This is a genomic window from Hominilimicola sp., assembly GCF_046972485.1.
In the GTDB taxonomy this organism is placed as follows: Bacteria; Bacillota; Clostridia; order UBA1381; family UBA1381; genus Hominilimicola; species Hominilimicola fabiformis.
In genome coordinates, this window is the sequence record NZ_JBKVWU010000023.1 from 1 (window position 1) to 19,166 (window position 19,166).

The following is a 19,166-nucleotide window of genomic DNA, read 5'->3' on the forward strand; positions in this document are numbered from 1 at the left end:
GTAAACAAGAGAAAATCCGTATACTTCACCGAAATCCTCTCCCGCATCTTTTCTCATAATAGCCATAAAAGGATTTTCATTCGGGCTGCTCGCCCCACGTCTGCTTTCAATGCCTTGAAAACCTTTTTTTACCTCTGCCGTTTCTATGTGTTTTTCACGAATCCACGCACCGTGCAAATGCATATATTTAAAATCACTGTCCGAAAAATCTATACTTGCACTTGCAGCATTTGTTAGGTACACTGCCGTTTTGCCGCTTAATACTCTACTGTGACGGCAGATTATCGGCATAGTTTCGCTTATGGAGTAATACAGTTCAACACTGACTCCGCTTATATCATCTCCAACCGTTATTATCAGAGTTGTAAATTCTCCACTGCTATTTTCATATATATGCGGCAAACCCTCAATATCCGGTTTTCCTTGAATAATCTTATGCGACTTATATCGCATATTGCACATATCATATCTTCCGTCTTCATATTCAAATTCCAGTGCCGGAGAACGCATGTCCTGTGCTCCGAACATTGGATATTCCTGCGGCAATACATCAAGAGAATATTTATAATCCTTGCCCTCATAAGCTGAAAATGACGCTCTGTCACGCTTAAGAATATATATATTATTACTGTCTATTCGTTTTCCATAATATATATGAAGCAAGTCTTTGTACTTTGATAATTCAATACAATAGCTTATGCTATCGTTATAAATATGAAATATATTATTATTAAATTCAATTGGCATAATAATCACCGTAACCTTTCTACTTAAAAACTGTTTGAAAAAATTAACGCCTTATCTATGGCAGATAAGGCGTTAAGTAACATTTATCTTCTTATTTCATTCCCCATAGTTTTAGCTTTTTCTGATAATTTTCAGTTATAATCTTCTCAACATTAGCCTCATCAAGGCTCTCCGCCTCAGACATAAAGCTATCCCATACGGTATTAAATTCTTCTTCACTTGAAGCATTGATAAGTTTTGTGCTGTATTCAAGTGACAAATCACTAAGCTTTTTATAATTTAGTGCCTCAACAGTTCCGCCGACCGGAGTCAAATCCTCGTAAGGTGAGCAATCCCAAACAGTATCACCCATCGTCTTTTTTGCAAAAGCAGTCGTTTCATCAGAATTATAAGCATTGTATAGATAATACGGCAAACCGTCCTTAGCATCGCCATTCTTAACACAAATTGTCCAATATCTCACACCTGTCTTTTTGGAATATGCCGATATGTCTGTATTCATTTCATCAAGTGTAGCCTCATCAATTGTTCTTACTCCATCCTTAACAGTATAATTAACTCCATCAATACCGCTCATTATCAGTTTCTGACCTTCATCACTTGCAATAAAATCAAGAAATTCAATTGTTCTTTCAGGATAAGGATTTGTTGAAGTAATACCTACAATATCCCAACCCATAGGATTTCTTGAACTATACGTTGTCTTTGACGGATCTACTCCATCTGCAACAACCTTATAAGGCAAATATACTGCATCTTCATTGCTTTCGCTCAAAATTGTGCTTGCCTCACCGGTATTCCAATATGCCTCAGGCGTAGCAAATACCACACCTGATGTAAGCTTTTGCTTCCAAAGTTGTTCCTTGTTGGTCGCCCATTCCACATCCAGTAGTCCTTCGCGTTTTATTTGGTTTATGTACTTCATCATAGGTTTGTAATTTTCATCTTTAAAATCAAGCTGCAATGCTCCATCTTTTTCCGCATATGTTTTCATACCAAACATACCCTTAAAGCTTCCAATAGCACTTCCCCAATTTTCCGACCACATTGTAAGCGGAATACTTGTTTTTCCGTCAATATCAGGATGCTTTTTCTTAAATGCCTTAAGGTATTCAATAAATTCAGACTGTGTTATAGGTCTGTCCCCGTTTACAACCTCCTCGGGAGCAACTTCACTCAAATAATCCTTTCTGATCATAAATGCAAGAACAGGCTCTTCGTCTATGCCGTACCAGTTTGGAAGTCCATAAATATGACCGTCTTCACTCTTTGAGCGATTAAGATATTCCCCGTACTGCTCCTTTATATTAGGTGCATATTCCTCAATAAGATCTTCAAGCGGAATTAGTGCTTTTGCGGATATGAACTTATCAATCATACCGGAACTTCTATCAATTAATATCAAATCCGGATAGTCATTTGATGCAAGCATAAGATTTAATTTTTCTTTTGCATCTCCCGATGCCTGATTATAATCAAGAGTAACACCGGTTTTTTTGATAATTTCACTCGAAACGTCATCGTTTCCGAATGATGTAGTTACATTTTTATCGTAAGCCGTAAGAGTAATATTTCCCTCCTCAACCTTTTTATTATTACCCCCGCATCCTGCAAGAGAGGAAACTGCCAAAATTACAGCAGATGCTATTGCAATTATTTTCTTTGTTTTCATTTTTGTCATTCCTTTCTTTTTATAATTATCCTTTTACTGCTCCCATCATAATTCCGGAAACAAAATATTTTTGTACAAACGGATATACCATAATTATCGGTATTGTAGATACTATTGTAGCCGTCATTCTTATACTGTCTGAAGATGTTGCCTGACGTCTTGCAGCATTGGCAGCCGCTCCCGCTGTATCGGTCAGACTTGCTGTCTGATATTGATTAAGTATGTTCATCATTACTGCCTGTAGCGTTTTCAAGTTTTGCTTACTTGTGTATAAATATGAATCAAAGAATGAATTCCAGTGATTTATCGCTACAAACAATGCGATTGTCGCTATTATCGGCACCGACACCGGCATAATAATCCTGAAAAATATTACTATATCATTTGCCCCGTCAATAGTTGCCGATTCTTCCAACTCTTTTGGGAGCTGTGACATATAGCTGTTAATAAGTATCATGTAATATACACTTATAATTGAAGGAACTATATATACCGCAAAATTATCTATAAGTCCCAAGCTTTTATATACCATATATGTCGGAATTATTCCGCCTCCAAAATACATTGTAAAGACAAATATTTTTCTCCAAAACTTATATGCCACAAGTTCTTTTTTTGTAAGCACATATGCAAGCATTGAAGTAAACAATACCGAAAGAGGTGTTCCTATTATTACTCTTAACACGCTTACAGCCATAGAGTTTAAAAACTCCTTATCTTTCATAATAACACCGTATGCACTGAAATTCAATACTCGAGGCAATAGCGACAGTCCGCCTTTCATTGTATCCATAGGATCGTTTATAGATGCTATAAATACATACCAAAACGGATAAAATGTTATAATGAATAAGATTGTTAAAAATATTACGCATATGGTATCCATTGCAATATCACTTTTAGTCCTTTTAATTCCATATTTCTTCATTTCAGCACCTCCTTTACATTATGTGTGCACTGTCAAATTTACGCGATATATTATTTACAATAACCAACAGCACAAATGATATTACCGATTTAAACAATCCCACAGCCGCACCGTATGAATACATAGACTGCTGAATACCAAACTTATAAGAATACAAATCTATAACAAGTGCATAATCCATAATTTGATTATTCTGCATAAGTAGTTGCTGTTCAAAGCCCGCGTTCAGTATGCCTCCTACGGCAAGTATAAGCATAATAACTATCGTGTCTTTCAAACACGGAAGCGTTATATACCATATTTTTTGAAGTCTGCCTGCACCATCAACCTCTGCCGCTTCATATATTGCAGCGTCTATTCCCGATATTGCAGACAGATATATTATTGAGTTATAACCCATACCTTTCCATGTATTAGCAATCGCTATAATCCACCAGAAATACTTTCCGTTTTGGAAATATTGTATAGGCTCATCTATAAGATGTAATTTTAAACAAATTGCATTTATAACACCGTCTTGTGACAAAAGCGTTATAAATATATTTGCAACAACAACCCACGAAATAAAGTACGGCAAATATGATACTGTCTGTACCACTCGTTTAAATCTTCTCATTCTTATTTCATTAAGAGCAAGTGCTATTATTATCGGTGCCGGAATTGAGAATATAATTGTCAAAAGACTTGTTGCAAGTGTATTTCTCATTACCTTGTAAAAGTCACCGCTATCAAATATAAAATATTTTATCCATTGCAGTCCTACAAATTCACTTCCGAAAAATGACTGAAAAAACGGCGTTCCGTCCGGAACATAATTTGTAAATGCCATATACAATCCGAACATAGGAAGATAGCACATCAGAATTACCCATATTATCGCAGGAATAAGCATTATGTATAAATAACGCTGCCGATACAATCTCGTCTTAAGATTCATTTTTTTTGCAGTCGGCATAGCATTCAAATTTTTTTGCGTTGCTGATTTCACCGGTTATTCCCCCTTTTTATTTTATATATACTTGATTCCTCAGGATGAAGTTCAATACTCATTATGTCTTTGACCTGCATGTTTTTTCCGCTCCACATATCGGTCACAGAATATTCAGTATCTTTTTCCAAACCTATGCGTTCCAAATCTATATTGTATTTTTTGTTCATTGTGCGCTCATAGTTGAATACCGCCAGATAAAAGCCATCTTCATCATCCAGCGTGAACAGATCGTTTGTCCACTGTCCTGTATTACCTTCAACAGGTCTAAATGCTTTTCCTTTTCTCGCAAGAGCATTAATATCCTCATTTGATGTCAGTTCTTTTGTAAGCTCCCGCATTCCCTTATTTTTATATGAGTCGCTTAAAAGCATCATAGTTCCGCATATAACTGCTGAATTATATCTTGTCCTCGCTTCTGTTGCCGAAGCAGCAAAACTAATATGATCCGGATCGGTAAACTGATACAAAGTATTGTCCTCCCACCAACCATAATTTAGAGAATTTAGCATATATGACGTTTCGCCTATATCATCTGCAGTATCACACGATATTCTTCTTGCATGTGCATACTGATATGGAAACAGTGGTGCTATCGAATAGCTTAGAAAAAACTTATCTGTATCAACATAGTCAGTAAACATTTTTAGCGCCTGATTATATGCCTGCATACCTGTTTTTACAGCAGGGTCACGATGATTTCCCTCCAAAGCGGCATAGTTGAGAAAATCTATTTTCAAAAACTCAAAGCCACAGTCTATAAACTTATTCATTATATAATCAAGTCTTGCTTTCATAGCATCGCTTGTCGGATCCATAGGCAGTGAGCTGGAATCCTTCTGAATTGCCGCAACTCCACCGTTCGGTTCCTCAAGCACGGCATCTCGGTATGTATAATCATACCCTGGCACTCCCATATTCCACCAAGCTTCAGTAGACCAGAATACAAAGTGAGACCAATATATACCTGCTCTCTGACCATTAGCATGACAATGCTCAACAAATTGCTTAAGTTGATCATCTGAAAAAGAATCCCAATATGAGTCAAGGTTAATATATGCCACATCATTATCGCCCTTAAAATCATTATCTCCAAGTTCTTTTATAAAGTTGGATACATCAATGGACTCCTTATAATTTACTTTTGATCCCTGACCATACCAACTGTTATAACCGAATGGTACGCCATCTTTCCATTCCAGCATTGGGATATTTCTTGTATTTGCATCTCCATAAGCCTCCATGCCATCGCGCCAATCGTCGAAATATCCAAGAAAAAATCTCGGTGATGTCAGTATGTTTCCGTCTATACTTCCATGCGGGACATAATCATAAGTATCCTTTGCGGACCATATTCCTCCAAATCCGCCAAAGAAGTTTATACTGTTTTCGCGTGAATACTCGCTTGTTCCCGTCTTAAATGTGTCATGATCAATTGATCCTGTAACTATCGACGCTCTTGAAGTGTTATCATATAACGAGGTAGCCCAATAGCTGATATGTCTACCGTTAATCTCATCTCCACGGTATCTTACCCATCCGTCATTATCATACGGAACAAAAAGTGTTCTTCCATCGTCAATCTCTCCAATATTTACAATCCCGCTACCCATAGCAGTAATCGGAGCAAGAAAATTAGAAGAAATACTTTTATCAGATTCAATTTCCATATTGGTAATAATGTATTCAAATCCGTTATACAACCAATATCTCTGACGCATTATCGGAAGTCCGGGTTCATATGAAGTTACCGTATAAAGAGTTCCCTTTCCGTATCCGTCTTCAACGTCTTCCTTCGATACCGTTCTATAAGAGTAATCGGAGGATTTAACAGCAGTATTTGTATCGTCGCCTTCAAGCTTAGCCACAGCCTCTATACCCTTTACTCTAAGTGTATCGCCGCAGTAAAAATCACCTGTTCCAGTCTCCATATTATATCTAATAGATACTGTTCCGTTGTCAAAATTTCTCGTTCCCAACGACTTATACCTTGTTTTGCTTTCCGATGATTTTGTCAATTGTATTTTATCAATATCCGGTGCATCGGAATAAGAATTTGTAAATTGGATTTTATGTTTGCCTGCTGACAAATTGATTTTTGTGCTTATTGTTTCAGTATTGTAATCCTCTGCGGTAATCGGACAATATAATCTGTCATGATATTTTCCGTCAATATATATTTCCATTCCGCGATATTCAGGAGATGAATACCATATTGTCATTTCATATGCACCCGAATCTGTATTTACATTAAATTCCGCACTGCCGTCAGGACCTATTCCTGTTATTCCGCTGCTATTTTTCGCAGTATAAAGATTATTTCTTATCTCTGCACTTCCAAAAAGTTTAGCTTCCGTTTCTTCATAACAGTTATCCATAACTTCCTCGGGAGCAAATACTGTAATGCAATCCACCGAGCCCATATTTCCTGCTTCGCCGTATATCTTTACGTCATTTGAACCGGCATTTAGGGGAAGTTCAACATATTTTCGTCCCTCTTTTGAAAACTGCATATCCTTTGCCGAGGTAACCTCAACGCTACTGTCACCGGATTTAATATAAAACGGTATGTTACCTGATGATGTATAATCCACTATAATTCCATATACACCGTCATACGGTGCGTATACGTCAAGCAATATATTTCCAAAATCTGTTTTCGGAGCACCTATATTGGATACAACCGCTCCACCCGAAGCACCGCTACTACTGTTTCTCACAGCGTATCCGCCAAGTCTGCCACCCTCTGCTTCATATACTGTCTGCTCTATTTCCACCTTCAGAAAATCAAGCTTTCCTTTTCCAGACAACTGTACTTCATGCCTGCCTTTATCCAAATAAATATCTGAAATTTGATTTTCTCCGTTGAGAGTCATTTCATATATATTATCTCCGGCATCTATCGTCAGTCCGTCACCTTTTCCGCGAAAGTTTATCTTATAGCTTCCCGATACCGGTGCATTAACAATCATTCCCGCTCCGTCTTCAAGCGAAGTAACCTTAAAGTTTTCGCCATCTGTAATCATTCCATATGAAGCTTCTGTACTGCATTGATATCCGTTCACCGCCGCACTTCCCTGTACTGGAATTACAGAAGCTGATACTAAAATTGTTATAATGCATGCCGTAAAAAATGCTGTTAACTTTTTCAAAGTCTGCACCCCTTTCTCTTTATTTTTCTTAATTCTATAATACTGTATCTCCACCAATTTTTCAACGTGTAAAAATTTTATCTCATATAGAAAATTTTAATATTCAACAAAAAGATTATTGAATATAGGCTTATTTTATGTTAAAATCAATATATAAAATGAAGAAAACAAAATCAACGGAGGAATAGTTGTCTATGTTAAAAACTACATTGAAAAAACTGAGCAACAAAAACACAAACAATTTAGCTATCAAATCGACTTTTCTTTTTATGTCCTTATTTATTTTGATGCTTGTTATTTTTTCAACTGTATTAATGATTGTTTTTTCACACCATTCCGACAATATTATTACACGTTCAAATACATGGGCATTGGAACAGATGGCGACAGCTACAGATAAATATTTGTTTGAAAAGATAGATTATCTGTGCGATACATATTTTAATACAAATTCCGAAAATGCTCGCATAAAGAAATTCTTTTCAAATATGAACGATATGTCATTCGACGAAATGAAAACTATGCAACAGGAGATTTCCGATATTAAGAAACAAAATCCTTTTATCGACAATGTAATTCTCTATAACGGACAGTTCGATTCCATTGTATCTTCATATGACGGAATCGTTTACAGTGTTTCAGATATAAGAAATAATCTTTCTATCCAAAACAGATTTTTTTCTTATTTAGATAGTATAAATTCTGATTTCTATGTGCCTCAGGATGACAATATTATGCTTGAAAATCAGAAAAAATCCATTATATATGTCCACTACGTTTCCAGTAATGAAACATCTTCTTTCGGCAAACGAAATGTAAACTGTGTTATTATGGCTGTTGATATAGAAAATATAATGAATTTTATTAAGGACGTTGATATGACCGGCGTTCAGTGCTTTGCAATTCTTGACAATAGTTCAAAAACTCTAATACATAGTGAAAAGTTTCCTGAAATAAACTCAATAGAGAAGTTAAATCCCACTTCTTATAATAAAATTATAAGCACTCCAAGCGGTTCATCAAGAATGAAATTTCAGAATACAACCGCCAAATACATATGGCTGCAATCAAAAATAAAAGATTGGAAATATGTCTATATTATTTCCACCAAGGAGTGGTATGAACAGATTTTATTTGTTATATTATGTATATCATTTACCGCATTTATTATACTGCTGTTGCTATATTTTCTTATGAAACTACTTTCAAGAAAAATATATAAACCGTTTAATGATGTTGTTGATAAAGCAAAAGTCAGTCTTGCGAATGAATCTCATTCCGATAATGAGATAGAATTTCTTAATAATCTCATTGATGATTTCAGTCAGAAAAGAATTGAATTGGATTCGCTTGATAAAAAGTATGCTGAACTTCATCTTCATCAGACCACGACGAAAATTATAAACGGTTTAACAAACGACACACCCGAAAATATACTTTCCATACTTTCGCATTTTGGAATCGAATTTTCACATAAGATATATTCTCTTATAACGATAGAATTTAATGAAGAAATTCTTAAAACGTTTTCATACGAACAAAGTAATTTCATTCTTTATGACGTTATGGATGTCTTGTATGAAACATTCAACTGTATTGTATCTTTATCATCCTCCAGAACGATAGATATAGTTATTAATGATGATAGAATTGATTATGACATGATAATTAGAACCATTCACCGTCTTATCATCGAAAAATCTCTTATCAATATATATTTCTGCGGAGAAACGGACAATATTTCACAAATCGGCAAACTGCACGAGCAATCTGTCGACCTTATAAAATATTCGTACATCTATGGTTTTGATAACACATTCCGGGCAAGCGAATTAATTGAAGTTGAAATGGATAATTCACTGATTGATTCAAAGCAGATAGAACGTATTGAAAATGCTCTTATGAATAATAACCAAACTCAGTTCTGTGATGAATGTAATCTGATGCTTACAAGCGTAAAACGTGACAACCATTCATTCAGCTATGCGCAATCGGTAGTAGTCAGCATTCTTTCTATATTGTGTCGTACTGCCAAGAAATTCGATATATCAATATCCGAAGATGCCGCTTTCAAAAAAATTGTGGACAATAATTTTTTTGATGGCTCTACTGTATATTTATTTGAACTTTCAGACAGGATTTTCAAAGAACTTTCAGACAAAATGTCTATACAATCGGAGGATAGACGCTATAGTCTAATTACAGATATAAAGGAATATATTCGAGAACATATAACCGAAGATATTTCACTTGCTTCAGTTGCTCAGCAATTTAATATAAGCGCAGGGTACCTCAGCAAGTTTTTCAAAGAAAATACTGATGAATCTTTTTCAAAATATATGATTGAACAAAAATTCACTTATGCTTCAGAGGCTTTGATTAAGTTCCCAAATCGTTCAATAACAGACATAGCCAACGAGTTAGGATACTTTGACAGTGCATATTTTTCAAGACAATTTAAGGCTCACTACGGAGTTACCCCTGTACAGTACAGAAAAATGAATCACTGACCTAAAAAAATCCGACACTATGCTGTCGGATTTCATACTGTAGGCAAAACCATTGTGGTTTTGTCTACTTTAATTTTGTGGAGTTTTATGGTGTATCGGAAAGACATCCGATGCCCACAAAGCGATTTTGCCGTAGAAAACTATTGAAAATCATTTCTGCCGACAGGCTCGGATATTTCTGTTCCCTAATAATCATAATAATAAAAGGATGCCGGTTATTTTAACCGACATCCTTTTCCGTTTTATCATTTCAAATATTCAGCTATCATATAAATTACACTTGCCGCTTCAGCTCTTGTCGCATTATCAGCAGGTCTGAACATATTGTCCGATCCCTGCATGATTCCGGCATTTGTCAATTTCTTTACTCCTTCGACTGCATAATCTGATATAGCCGTACTATCAATAAATTCCGATAAATCTCCGTTACCGTCAAGTTCTTTTGATAATTCTATTGCAGCTGCCGCCATAACAGCCATATCCTGACGTTTTATATTCAAATTCGTACCGAAGCTGCCATCACCCATACCATTCACTATATTGAATTTGAGTGCTGATGCAACATAAGGATAATACCAAGCATCTTTATCAACATCTGTAAAGTTGCATTCCACTTCATTGTCCTTGATTTTCAAAAGTTCTACTATAAGTTTCACAAACTCAGCTCTTGTAATCATACTGCCCGGGCGGAAATTACCGTCATCATCTCCGTCTATTATTCCTCTTTTCTTTAGTTCAAAAATATTTGAAGCATACCATTCACCGCCGTCAATATCATTAAAATATCGCTTTACAGGATTTATGATTTCACCTGTACCGTTATTATCGCTTTCATCATCAGTCCAGCTTGTCACAGGAGCCGCTGCCACATGCTTTATATTTACATTGCTGCCACTGCTTCCTCCCGACGAACTTCCTTCTCCGCCTCCGCCTGAGCCTGATGAACTGCCGCTGCTTCCTTTAATTGTTACGGTATACGTTTTTTTGCTCGTATTTCCGTCCTTATCTGTAGCGGTACATGTAAGCGTAACTGTTTTATATCCGTATAACGGTCTGTTTATAACACCGCTGTTGCTCACTATCGAGTTATCCGAAGATACCCATTTCAAAGTTACTCCGTTTTCCTCATCACTTTCCGGAAGATAAACAGAGCTTCCCGAAGGCTCGCTTGGAATATTGATTTTTTTCCATACTCTGTTGAATAATGTATCTTCACCTTCCTCAATCGAATATTCCACTGTGTTGCCACATACACCGTAATTATCTCTCGGAATTATTTGTAGTTTTATATAGCTGCCTGCATCCTTATCCTTAACAGTATACTCCTTTTCTCTGCTTATTTCTTTATAAGTTCCGTCAAGTGTTCTACTTTGAAGCCATATATAGATACTATCGTCTTCGTCGCCGTCCGCATCGGTATATGTATATTCCGCTTTTAAAACCTGACCGCTTTCCACACTGCCGGTAACCTTCAAATTCGATATAGCAGGTGCACTGTTCTTTGAAACCTCCGCTTCACCAAAAGCCTGTGCGGTCTGACCGTATACATCAGTAAATTTGCCGGTTGCTCGTACTTTTTCGGCATTTTCGGGCACAATATTATTTGTCATTTCAACCCAATCACTGCCGTTATAATATTCCCAAATATATATTTCGTCTGACAAAATAGTTGATTCTTCTGTCTGTGGAACGGCTGTAACACTTCCTCCTGTAACAATCTTCTTGGCTGCGTCATATCCATTCACCGGATTTATACCACTCACGGTCAGAGTGCTGTCAGCCGGAAGATAATATCTTTGTAGAGAAATATTATCTATACAAGTGTTTTCCCACCAAGCAGAATTCTCTTGACCTATTTCAATTGCTCCTATACCCTTTACCTCATTGGGTTTTCCGATACCTGTAACAATAGTATCCGACGGTATAAACCAACCTGTTCCGTCAACTCTTATCGCTTTGCCGTCTATAAGCATACAGTATTTATTTTTTTCGGTATCAAGATATAATTCCATTGTGCGCCATATGTCAAGAGTTACATCCTGTCCTTGTGCAATAACAGCCTGCTTATTTTTTCCCTCTGCTTCATCATAATATGACATATACATTTTATCGCCAAGCAAACTTATCGTTGTAAATGCCTTGTTATTTGTATCTTTTATTCGTATATATGCAAGTGAAGCCGAATTTACCGTATCTTCATCGCTACCCAAACCGAATGAATAATCGAATTTTAAATACAGTTTATCGTTTGTTTCAAACGTAGCTCCTCTTTTAACCAGATCCAAACGCAGATTATTTGTTGCATTGCTTGCTGTCGACGCAAATCTCAGCGAATTTCTTGTTCCTCCAAAACCTGTGCCAACCTTTGCCTGGTATGACTGTCCACTTAAACTCCAGCCATTTTTTTGATTGAGGATTTCCGTTTCCTTATCAGATTCTTCAAAATTTTCTCCGACAATTTCCACATAATCTACTTCTCCCGTTTCGGCAATCTCGGTTTGGGCTTCACCGGTTGCAGTTTTTCCGTCTGTGCTTGTGCATATAACACTGACTTTTATATGAGTCGCGTCATTCGGTACCGTACTGCTCTCAAGTGCTTTCCATGAAACTCCATTGTCTGTTGAATACTCCCATGAAAGCTGTGTGTCCGCAGTTTCGCCGCCTATCGCATTTACCTCTGCACTGTAACTGTTGCCCTTTGTCAGGACTGTTCCTCCGTGCTCATTTTTTATTGTAATACTTCCTATTTCATATTCATCCTCTGTCGGTTCATACTGCGATAACGCAATATTATCTATACACATATTCTGCCAATATGCCGACCAAAAATGACCGAATTCAATGCTTTCAATAGTTCCAAGCGATGCATGCGAGGATGCGCCTATTCCGCTTTCACTACCACCCGGTATCCACTTTCCGTAAGAAGTACCTTTGAATATTTCTCCGTCTACTTCTACCATATACGCATCTTTTTCATGATTAAAATATATTGCAAAGTTATGCCACTCTTTGTTGCCTTTACTCCAATCTATTGTTTTTATTTCATAAAATTCATTTGCTGTTTTATCCTTATTTAAAGCTATAATACCAAGCTTATCATCCATGAGGTGCAATTCGGCTATGGCATGATTATCCGAGCCTTTTATCCGAATATACTGCTCATGAGTACCGTCTGTACCTTGTTGTTCAAATTTAGCGTCAAAAGACAGCTTAAAGTCACCGTTTAAATATTCTGTCACATCTTTCGTGGCAGTTTCTGTATCAATGCCCGATTCGGTCTTTTTCTTTATGAAATTCTCCTTGACATTCATAATCAGCCACATGGTTTTATACCATGTATCCGAAGCAAATCTCAAAGAATTACTGTCAGAAAGATTGTTGCCAACCCAAAGATTTATATGGCTTGCAGAATCGCTTGTTCCGTCATAGCTCCAACCGTCATTTTGCTCTTTGATGTTTTGTTCTGTATTTGCACCCTCAAAATCCTCTATATAATCCACATCCGAATCCGGTTCAGGTGATGGTGTGACAATTACTGTCGGAGTTTCATTCGGCCCCTCAGATGTCCAATCACCTTCTGTCAGCACAATATCATCAACTCCGATACATTGCCACCATCCTGACCATGAATGTCCCATCTCCAAACTTTTTATCATACCGATTTCACACGGTGAAGATTCTGTTGTATTATCCGAAGGTATTGCCGCAGACGGAATCCAACTGCCGTATGGAGTATCCTTGAATACCTCTCCGTCTACAGTAAGCCTATAAGTATTATTTGTTATATTAAAATCTATTTTGAAGTCATGCCAATCGGTATTTTCTTTTTGCCAGCTTATATCTGCAATTTTATATTCCTCAATTTCCGTTTTTTCGTTGTTCAAAGCCTTCAGTACAAGCGAACCTGTATCACTTTTATTTTCACAGTATGTACTCAGTTCTGCAATTGCTTCATTTTCAGCATTTTTTATGCGTATATATGCTTCATGCTTTGCATTATCCTTTCCGTCCGCCTCAAACTTTGCCTTAAAGCTTACAGATATATTATTTGAAAGATACTCGCTTACAGCTGCTTTAGCATCACTCTGGCTCTCGCCGTTTTGAACCAGTTTATATATTCCGTTTTCCTGCAAGTCAAGTACTGTCCACATACTCTTATACCAATCTGTAGACGCAAATCTCAAAAAATTTCCACCGTTCGGATAGCTGTAGTCATTCTCCTCTACCTGAAATGCAGCTTTGTCGGATGCATTGCCTGCCGCATCCCAACTCCAGCCGTATTGTTTATTTTCTATTTCATCCTTAATTGTTTCGCTTTCAAAATGTTCCTCATACAATATATTTTCGCTATTTTCCGCAAATGCAACAGTAGGTATCAATGATATCAACATTATTGCGGACAGAATTTTAGCTATAAACCGTTTCATATAATACACCCCTTCCTTATTATCAATCAAGCGGCAATATAACCGCTATGTCACCGGCTATTATAACTGTATCTGCATTGACACCATTTTCATCTGTAAGAATGTCTGCCGCACTGATTTTATCGACATAGCCGTTTCTGCCTTGTGTATAACGGAATATCGGATATTCCGCTTTTATACCTGCCTCCACACGTTCGTCATCATCATTCATATAGAAAAATACATTATAGAAATCATCGCCGTTACTCTTATTCCATATAACATTCTGTTGAAGTTTTTCAATAATGCCCATCTGTGTACCGTCTATCGGTCTTGAAGCAGAAGCCATAACTTTAATTTCAAGAACTCTGTTTTGTCCGTCACGTCCAATTTCCATTACATCGCCGGCACATAAGTCCATAATAGCATTCTTTACCGAACTGTCTGCAAATCTGAAATCATTGCGTATTGTAAGCGTTATTTCATTTCCGTTTTTATCATAAGCTTGTGCAAAATAACATTCTTCATCATCTTCATTAACGCCTTTAGATACTCCTTCTGTCAATATACAAGTTTCATTATCGCCACCCGCTGTTCCGACTTCTGATAAAACGGTTTTCATTACAAGCAGTTTAGGTGTCTGTGAATCTTTCGGTATACCGTAAAATTCAACATTATGTGTTGATACATCATTTTCTATACGATATTTTGCCATGTAACAATCATCATCGTATTTCTCTGCCGTATCCACCGGAACAACCAATGTTTTTATATTACCGCTTAGCAATACCGCAGGGTTATCATAATTCATCAAACTTAAATCCGACTGTATCATAGCGCTTGTGTTATGATTATATTTTCCTTTTGTATATTGAAAATTCGGCACAAGTTTGTCTATTTTAGTAATTTCCGTTCCGGCTGTTTCACTGTGTTGAACTTTTATTTCACATACTTTATTTTTGATACTTTCTGCCAAGCTTGATGTTATCTTATATCCGTCTACCTTTGCCTTATCAGCTATCTTATATTCGTACACATTGTCATTTTGAACAAGCTTATCGCTTACCCACCAATATTTTCTGTTTGTAAGTGTTCCCATATTGCCCGCCGTAACCAACTTTGCATACAATGTTTCTCCGTTTTCATCAATCCATGTGTTTATTATATACGCATATACTGTGTCACTGCTTATACCATCACTGCAATATACAACCTCACCATTTTCATTCAGATATGCTTCCGTTGATTTACCAACCTTTACTCCCAAATCTGTATATTCACCGTCAGCAGCAATTGCAATATCATATTCAGTACCGTTTATCTTTATCTTTTTCAATGTAAGTGAATCTATCTTACCGTCTATCTTCTTTCTTGTAAGTGTAACGCTTATAACATTGCCATTCTTGCTTTTTGCTACAGAAACAACATCATCGGCAGATATTAGGGACGGTGAAATTTCATTTCCTTTTTCATCGTATACAATATAATAAACATTTGTATCCAATTCATCTTCTTTTATGTAATATCCGGATTCAGTCTGCACTCCATATCGCTTATATTTTACAGACAAGCCTGAATTTCCTACACTGTCAACTACATAATATCTTTTATCATTAATGATAACTATTTCATAAAGATTATCGTTATCATTATCAATAAACGTCACATCGCCGTTCTGAGGGATTAAATCCTCCTCTGTAAAGCTTTCCATTCCTTGACCGTTATATATAACATTTATGCTTTTTTCAAGCTTTATCGTAGTTTTTTTGTTATTTGAATCACTAACTGTGTATTTGCTAAAATCTGCCGAATCAATGTCCTTGCTTGAAAATGTTCGTATATTGTTTTTATTTTTATACTCATATGCATATATTATTGTATCATTATCTTTAAGCCAATACTCAACACACATTCCCAAAAGAGATCTCATATTAATATCGCTTAAAAATCTGTCACCGTTGATTTCAGCATAACCCTTGTCCGGAACACCTGCCTTGTTTATATGAGTTATCCCGTCAAAATTCACTATTCCCTGACTGTATGATAAATCTTTGCTCGCCATAAGATTTTCCTTTAGGGTTTTATTACTGTCTATATCATACTGCATATAACCGTATTCATAAGAATCAATATACACAACAGGCATTTCCATCGCTTTATACACCGAATAAGCCAATTTTCTTCCTGTTACAATATCTGTTCCGGCTGTATCCGGTGCGAGTACGTCGTTTTCTCCTGCTATCTTCATATAACCTGACGGATATCCACCGTATTGTGAAGCAATATCATCATAACCGGTCATACTGATAAGTATTTTTATCATCTGTTCATTTGTTATTGTTTCATTCGGTCTGAAACTTCCGTCACCGAAACCGCTTATTATACCATGTGTATATACCATGTCTATTGCTTGATAATACGGATTATCCTCGTCCACATCACTGAATATCCTGCTTCCTCCCGAAGTATAATCCAAATTATATATCCTGCATACAATCTCGGATATTTCTCCCCTTGTGATTTCTTTATCCATGTCGAAATCATCAGGTATAACCTCCATTGCTTTCAGTCTATTACTATATAAAATTTCAGATTGGCTATTTTCTTCCGCAAATACATTCATCGCAGTAAACAGTATAAATGCCGATAATATACAGCAGATTGATATAATACGTCGTTTCATTCTTTTCATCCCCTCTTAGATAATGTTATTTTTCTTTGTAATAAATTATATCATACTTGATACCTTTAAAACAACTATGAATAATTAGCTCTGTATATAGAAAAATTTATTCCACAATACGAAGAACCGTGCAATCTCTTGCCCTTAATTCATAGCAATCCGTGGCAGATAAATCTATCTTTACTTTTGTAAACAAATCCTCTCCAATTTTTGGCTTTATTCCCTTTGCTGATGTACAAATTTTTCTATCCGTATCTGTCATATTAAATATGATCATATACTTTTTATTTTCCGAAATAAATACAGATGCAAAATCTCTGTCTATACTTTCATCGATTGGAACAAAGGTTATATGCTCTCTTGCAATATCAAGAAGTTCATTATTTGACGTCAAGTCTAAAATGCGTTTATTTATATCTTCATTTTCTACATCATTTGACATAAGCATTAATGTTCCTCCCACCAATGCAGAAACCAGCCTTGACTTTGCCTCCGCATAGTTCCCGTTAAAACAGATATGATCCGGATCGGTAAATTCATATACTTTTTTATTCTGCCAAAAACCATATGTTACTGCATTAAGCAAATATTCCGTATCCTTAAACTGCTGAAACACATCGCAGCAAATTCTGCGTGAATGTCCGTATCCACCCGGAAAGAGCGGGGCGATTGACAGACTTATAAACATCCCTTCTTCAATGCAATATTCCTTCAACTTTTGCATAGCATAGTTATACGCTGCCATACCCGTCTGAATTTCTTTTATATAATGTTTCCCCTCAACTGCGGCATGACCGAGAAAATCGGCTTTTATATATCTATACCCCAAACCTCCGAGATATTTTATCACATATCTCAGCCGTTCTATAACTACAGGATGTGTTACATCAAGCGGATAACCTCCATCGAGCGGCGGCAAAATACGACCATTATAATCCTTTAATATAATATCACTGTATCTTATATCCTCAAAGCCGTCAACTCGTACCCTTTCACCCGTATCATAAGTGACATAATCATCAATACAATCTTCTTTTATCCACCCCGCAAACGGTGCTATGTACGCTCCGGGTATCTGACCTCTTTCTTTAACAAATTCAGCCGCTTTTAAAAGTTCTTCAGAGGTAAGACCTACGTTCCAAAATGCATCAAAATTGATATAGGACACATTTTTGTCATAAAAATTCGTTTTGCTTACAAATTTTGATGCTTCCATATATTTATCCATATCTATTTCTTTCATATATGCATACCAGCTGTTCCAGCCAAACGGTATCGGTCCGTGCCACAAAAGTCTTGTGTTGTATTCATTATAAATATCAGCAAAGCCCATCATTCCTTGTTGCCATGTTCTGCTCTCTCCGATATATATTACAGGAGATTTGACAATTTCTCCATGTACCGTACCATGCTTTATTGTATCTCTTGTAAGTTTATCCGTCACTCCTGATCGTACTTCTATACATTCATTGGGAATAATACCGGTTTTCCAAATATCGTATTCCAATGCACCGATAATCAGTGCACCGTTTTGATTATAAACTGCACTTACGCCATATCCCATTTCCGATTTACTGTATTCTTTCGACTCGAATTTTACCCAATCGTCATTATCAAAAGGAACCTTTAAAAATTTTTGATTTGCTTCTTCCGGTTTTATCTCTCCTCGAAATGCACATAACGCATCAATATATACTTCATTTTTTGATTGAATTGTCAACTCGGCGGTTATATAATTTCCCTTATCACAAAGTTTCCATTCCACATTTCGTCCATCATAACTTCCTCTTAAAATAACCTCTTTATCATTGGAATCAATCTTTAATCCATCACATGCCTTAACAGCATATCTCCTGCCGTTTTCCTCCCAATATGCGTTTACATTTATAATTGTATATCCGCGCATTGATATTTTTATATTTTCAGTTATATTTATCTTCATAAGTATAGCCTCCTCAGCACTTATCCTTAATATGGAATAATCAGCGAAATATCTAAATTGATATTCCGCTGTTCTTCCGAAAGAGAGAGATTTTATGTTATTATATTATCTTTTATATCTGCCATTGTCTATATCGAA

Annotated in this window: 9 protein-coding genes; 1 reads left to right on the top strand and 8 read right to left on the bottom strand. The window is 36.3% G+C overall.

The window, feature by feature from the left end; genetic code table 11:
* The 5 genes from ACLTU0_RS04300 to ACLTU0_RS04320 form a co-directional block, all read right to left on the bottom strand.
* On the bottom strand, window positions 1-747 hold a 747-nt coding region (locus tag ACLTU0_RS04300; RefSeq protein ID WP_412321502.1), incomplete at its 3' end, for a glycoside hydrolase family 36 N-terminal domain-containing protein.
* Between the two features lie 91 nt (window positions 748-838).
* On the bottom strand, window positions 839-2,419 hold the full coding sequence (locus ACLTU0_RS04305; RefSeq protein ID WP_412321503.1) for an extracellular solute-binding protein: 1,581 nt from the start codon (window positions 2,417-2,419) through the stop codon (window positions 839-841).
* Between the two features lie 25 nt (window positions 2,420-2,444).
* The gene (locus ACLTU0_RS04310) at window positions 2,445-3,347 is read right to left on the bottom strand and encodes a carbohydrate ABC transporter permease (protein ID WP_147514973.1); all 903 of its coding nucleotides are present in this window, start codon (window positions 3,345-3,347) and stop codon (window positions 2,445-2,447) included.
* A 13-nt stretch (window positions 3,348-3,360) separates the two neighbouring features.
* Window positions 3,361-4,335, bottom strand: coding sequence for an ABC transporter permease (locus ACLTU0_RS04315; RefSeq protein ID WP_412276343.1), 975 nt, complete (start codon window positions 4,333-4,335; stop codon window positions 3,361-3,363).
* A complete protein-coding gene (locus tag ACLTU0_RS04320) occupies window positions 4,332-7,487 on the bottom strand; it encodes a hypothetical protein (protein ID WP_412321504.1) in 3,156 nt (1,051 codons plus the stop codon). Before ACLTU0_RS04320 ends, ACLTU0_RS04315 begins: the two co-directional genes overlap by 4 nt.
* 194 nt (window positions 7,488-7,681) lie before the next feature.
* Here ACLTU0_RS04320 and ACLTU0_RS04325 point away from each other — a divergent pair, with 194 nt between their 5' ends.
* Window positions 7,682-9,997 carry a helix-turn-helix domain-containing protein gene (locus ACLTU0_RS04325; RefSeq protein ID WP_412321505.1) on the top strand — a complete coding sequence of 772 codons (2,316 nt, stop codon included), beginning with the start codon at window positions 7,682-7,684 and terminating at the stop codon, window positions 9,995-9,997.
* 245 nt (window positions 9,998-10,242) lie between these two features.
* On the opposite strand, the gene ACLTU0_RS04330 is transcribed toward ACLTU0_RS04325, so the two are convergent.
* The 3 genes from ACLTU0_RS04330 to ACLTU0_RS04340 all read right to left on the bottom strand — a co-directional run bounded on the left by ACLTU0_RS04330 (window position 10,243) and on the right by ACLTU0_RS04340 (window position 19,028).
* A complete protein-coding gene (locus tag ACLTU0_RS04330) occupies window positions 10,243-14,424 on the bottom strand; it encodes an S-layer homology domain-containing protein (protein WP_412321506.1) in 4,182 nt (1,393 codons plus the stop codon).
* Window positions 14,425-14,446: 22 nt separating this feature from the next.
* On the bottom strand, window positions 14,447-17,086 hold the full coding sequence (locus ACLTU0_RS04335) for an S-layer homology domain-containing protein (RefSeq protein WP_412276352.1): 2,640 nt from the start codon (window positions 17,084-17,086) through the stop codon (window positions 14,447-14,449).
* Between the two features lie 106 nt (window positions 17,087-17,192).
* A complete protein-coding gene (locus ACLTU0_RS04340) occupies window positions 17,193-19,028 on the bottom strand; it encodes a hypothetical protein (RefSeq protein ID WP_147514999.1) in 1,836 nt (611 codons plus the stop codon).
* Window positions 19,029-19,166: the final 138 nt, after the last annotated feature.

What these genes read in the sequence shown, in the direction of transcription:
- ACLTU0_RS04305 (WP_412321503.1), bottom strand. Translation starts at nt 2,419, where the DNA reads ATGAAAACAAAGAAAATAATTGCAATAGCATCTGCTGTAATTTTGGCA.
- ACLTU0_RS04310 (WP_147514973.1), bottom strand. Translation starts at nt 3,347, where the DNA reads ATGAAGAAATATGGAATTAAAAGGACTAAAAGTGATATTGCAATGGAT.
- ACLTU0_RS04325 (WP_412321505.1), top strand. Translation starts at nt 7,682, where the DNA reads ATGTTAAAAACTACATTGAAAAAACTGAGCAACAAAAACACAAACAAT.
- ACLTU0_RS04330 (WP_412321506.1), bottom strand. Translation starts at nt 14,424, where the DNA reads ATGAAACGGTTTATAGCTAAAATTCTGTCCGCAATAATGTTGATATCA.
- ACLTU0_RS04335 (WP_412276352.1), bottom strand. Translation starts at nt 17,086, where the DNA reads ATGAAACGACGTATTATATCAATCTGCTGTATATTATCGGCATTTATA.
- ACLTU0_RS04340 (WP_147514999.1), bottom strand. Translation starts at nt 19,028, where the DNA reads ATGAAGATAAATATAACTGAAAATATAAAAATATCAATGCGCGGATAT.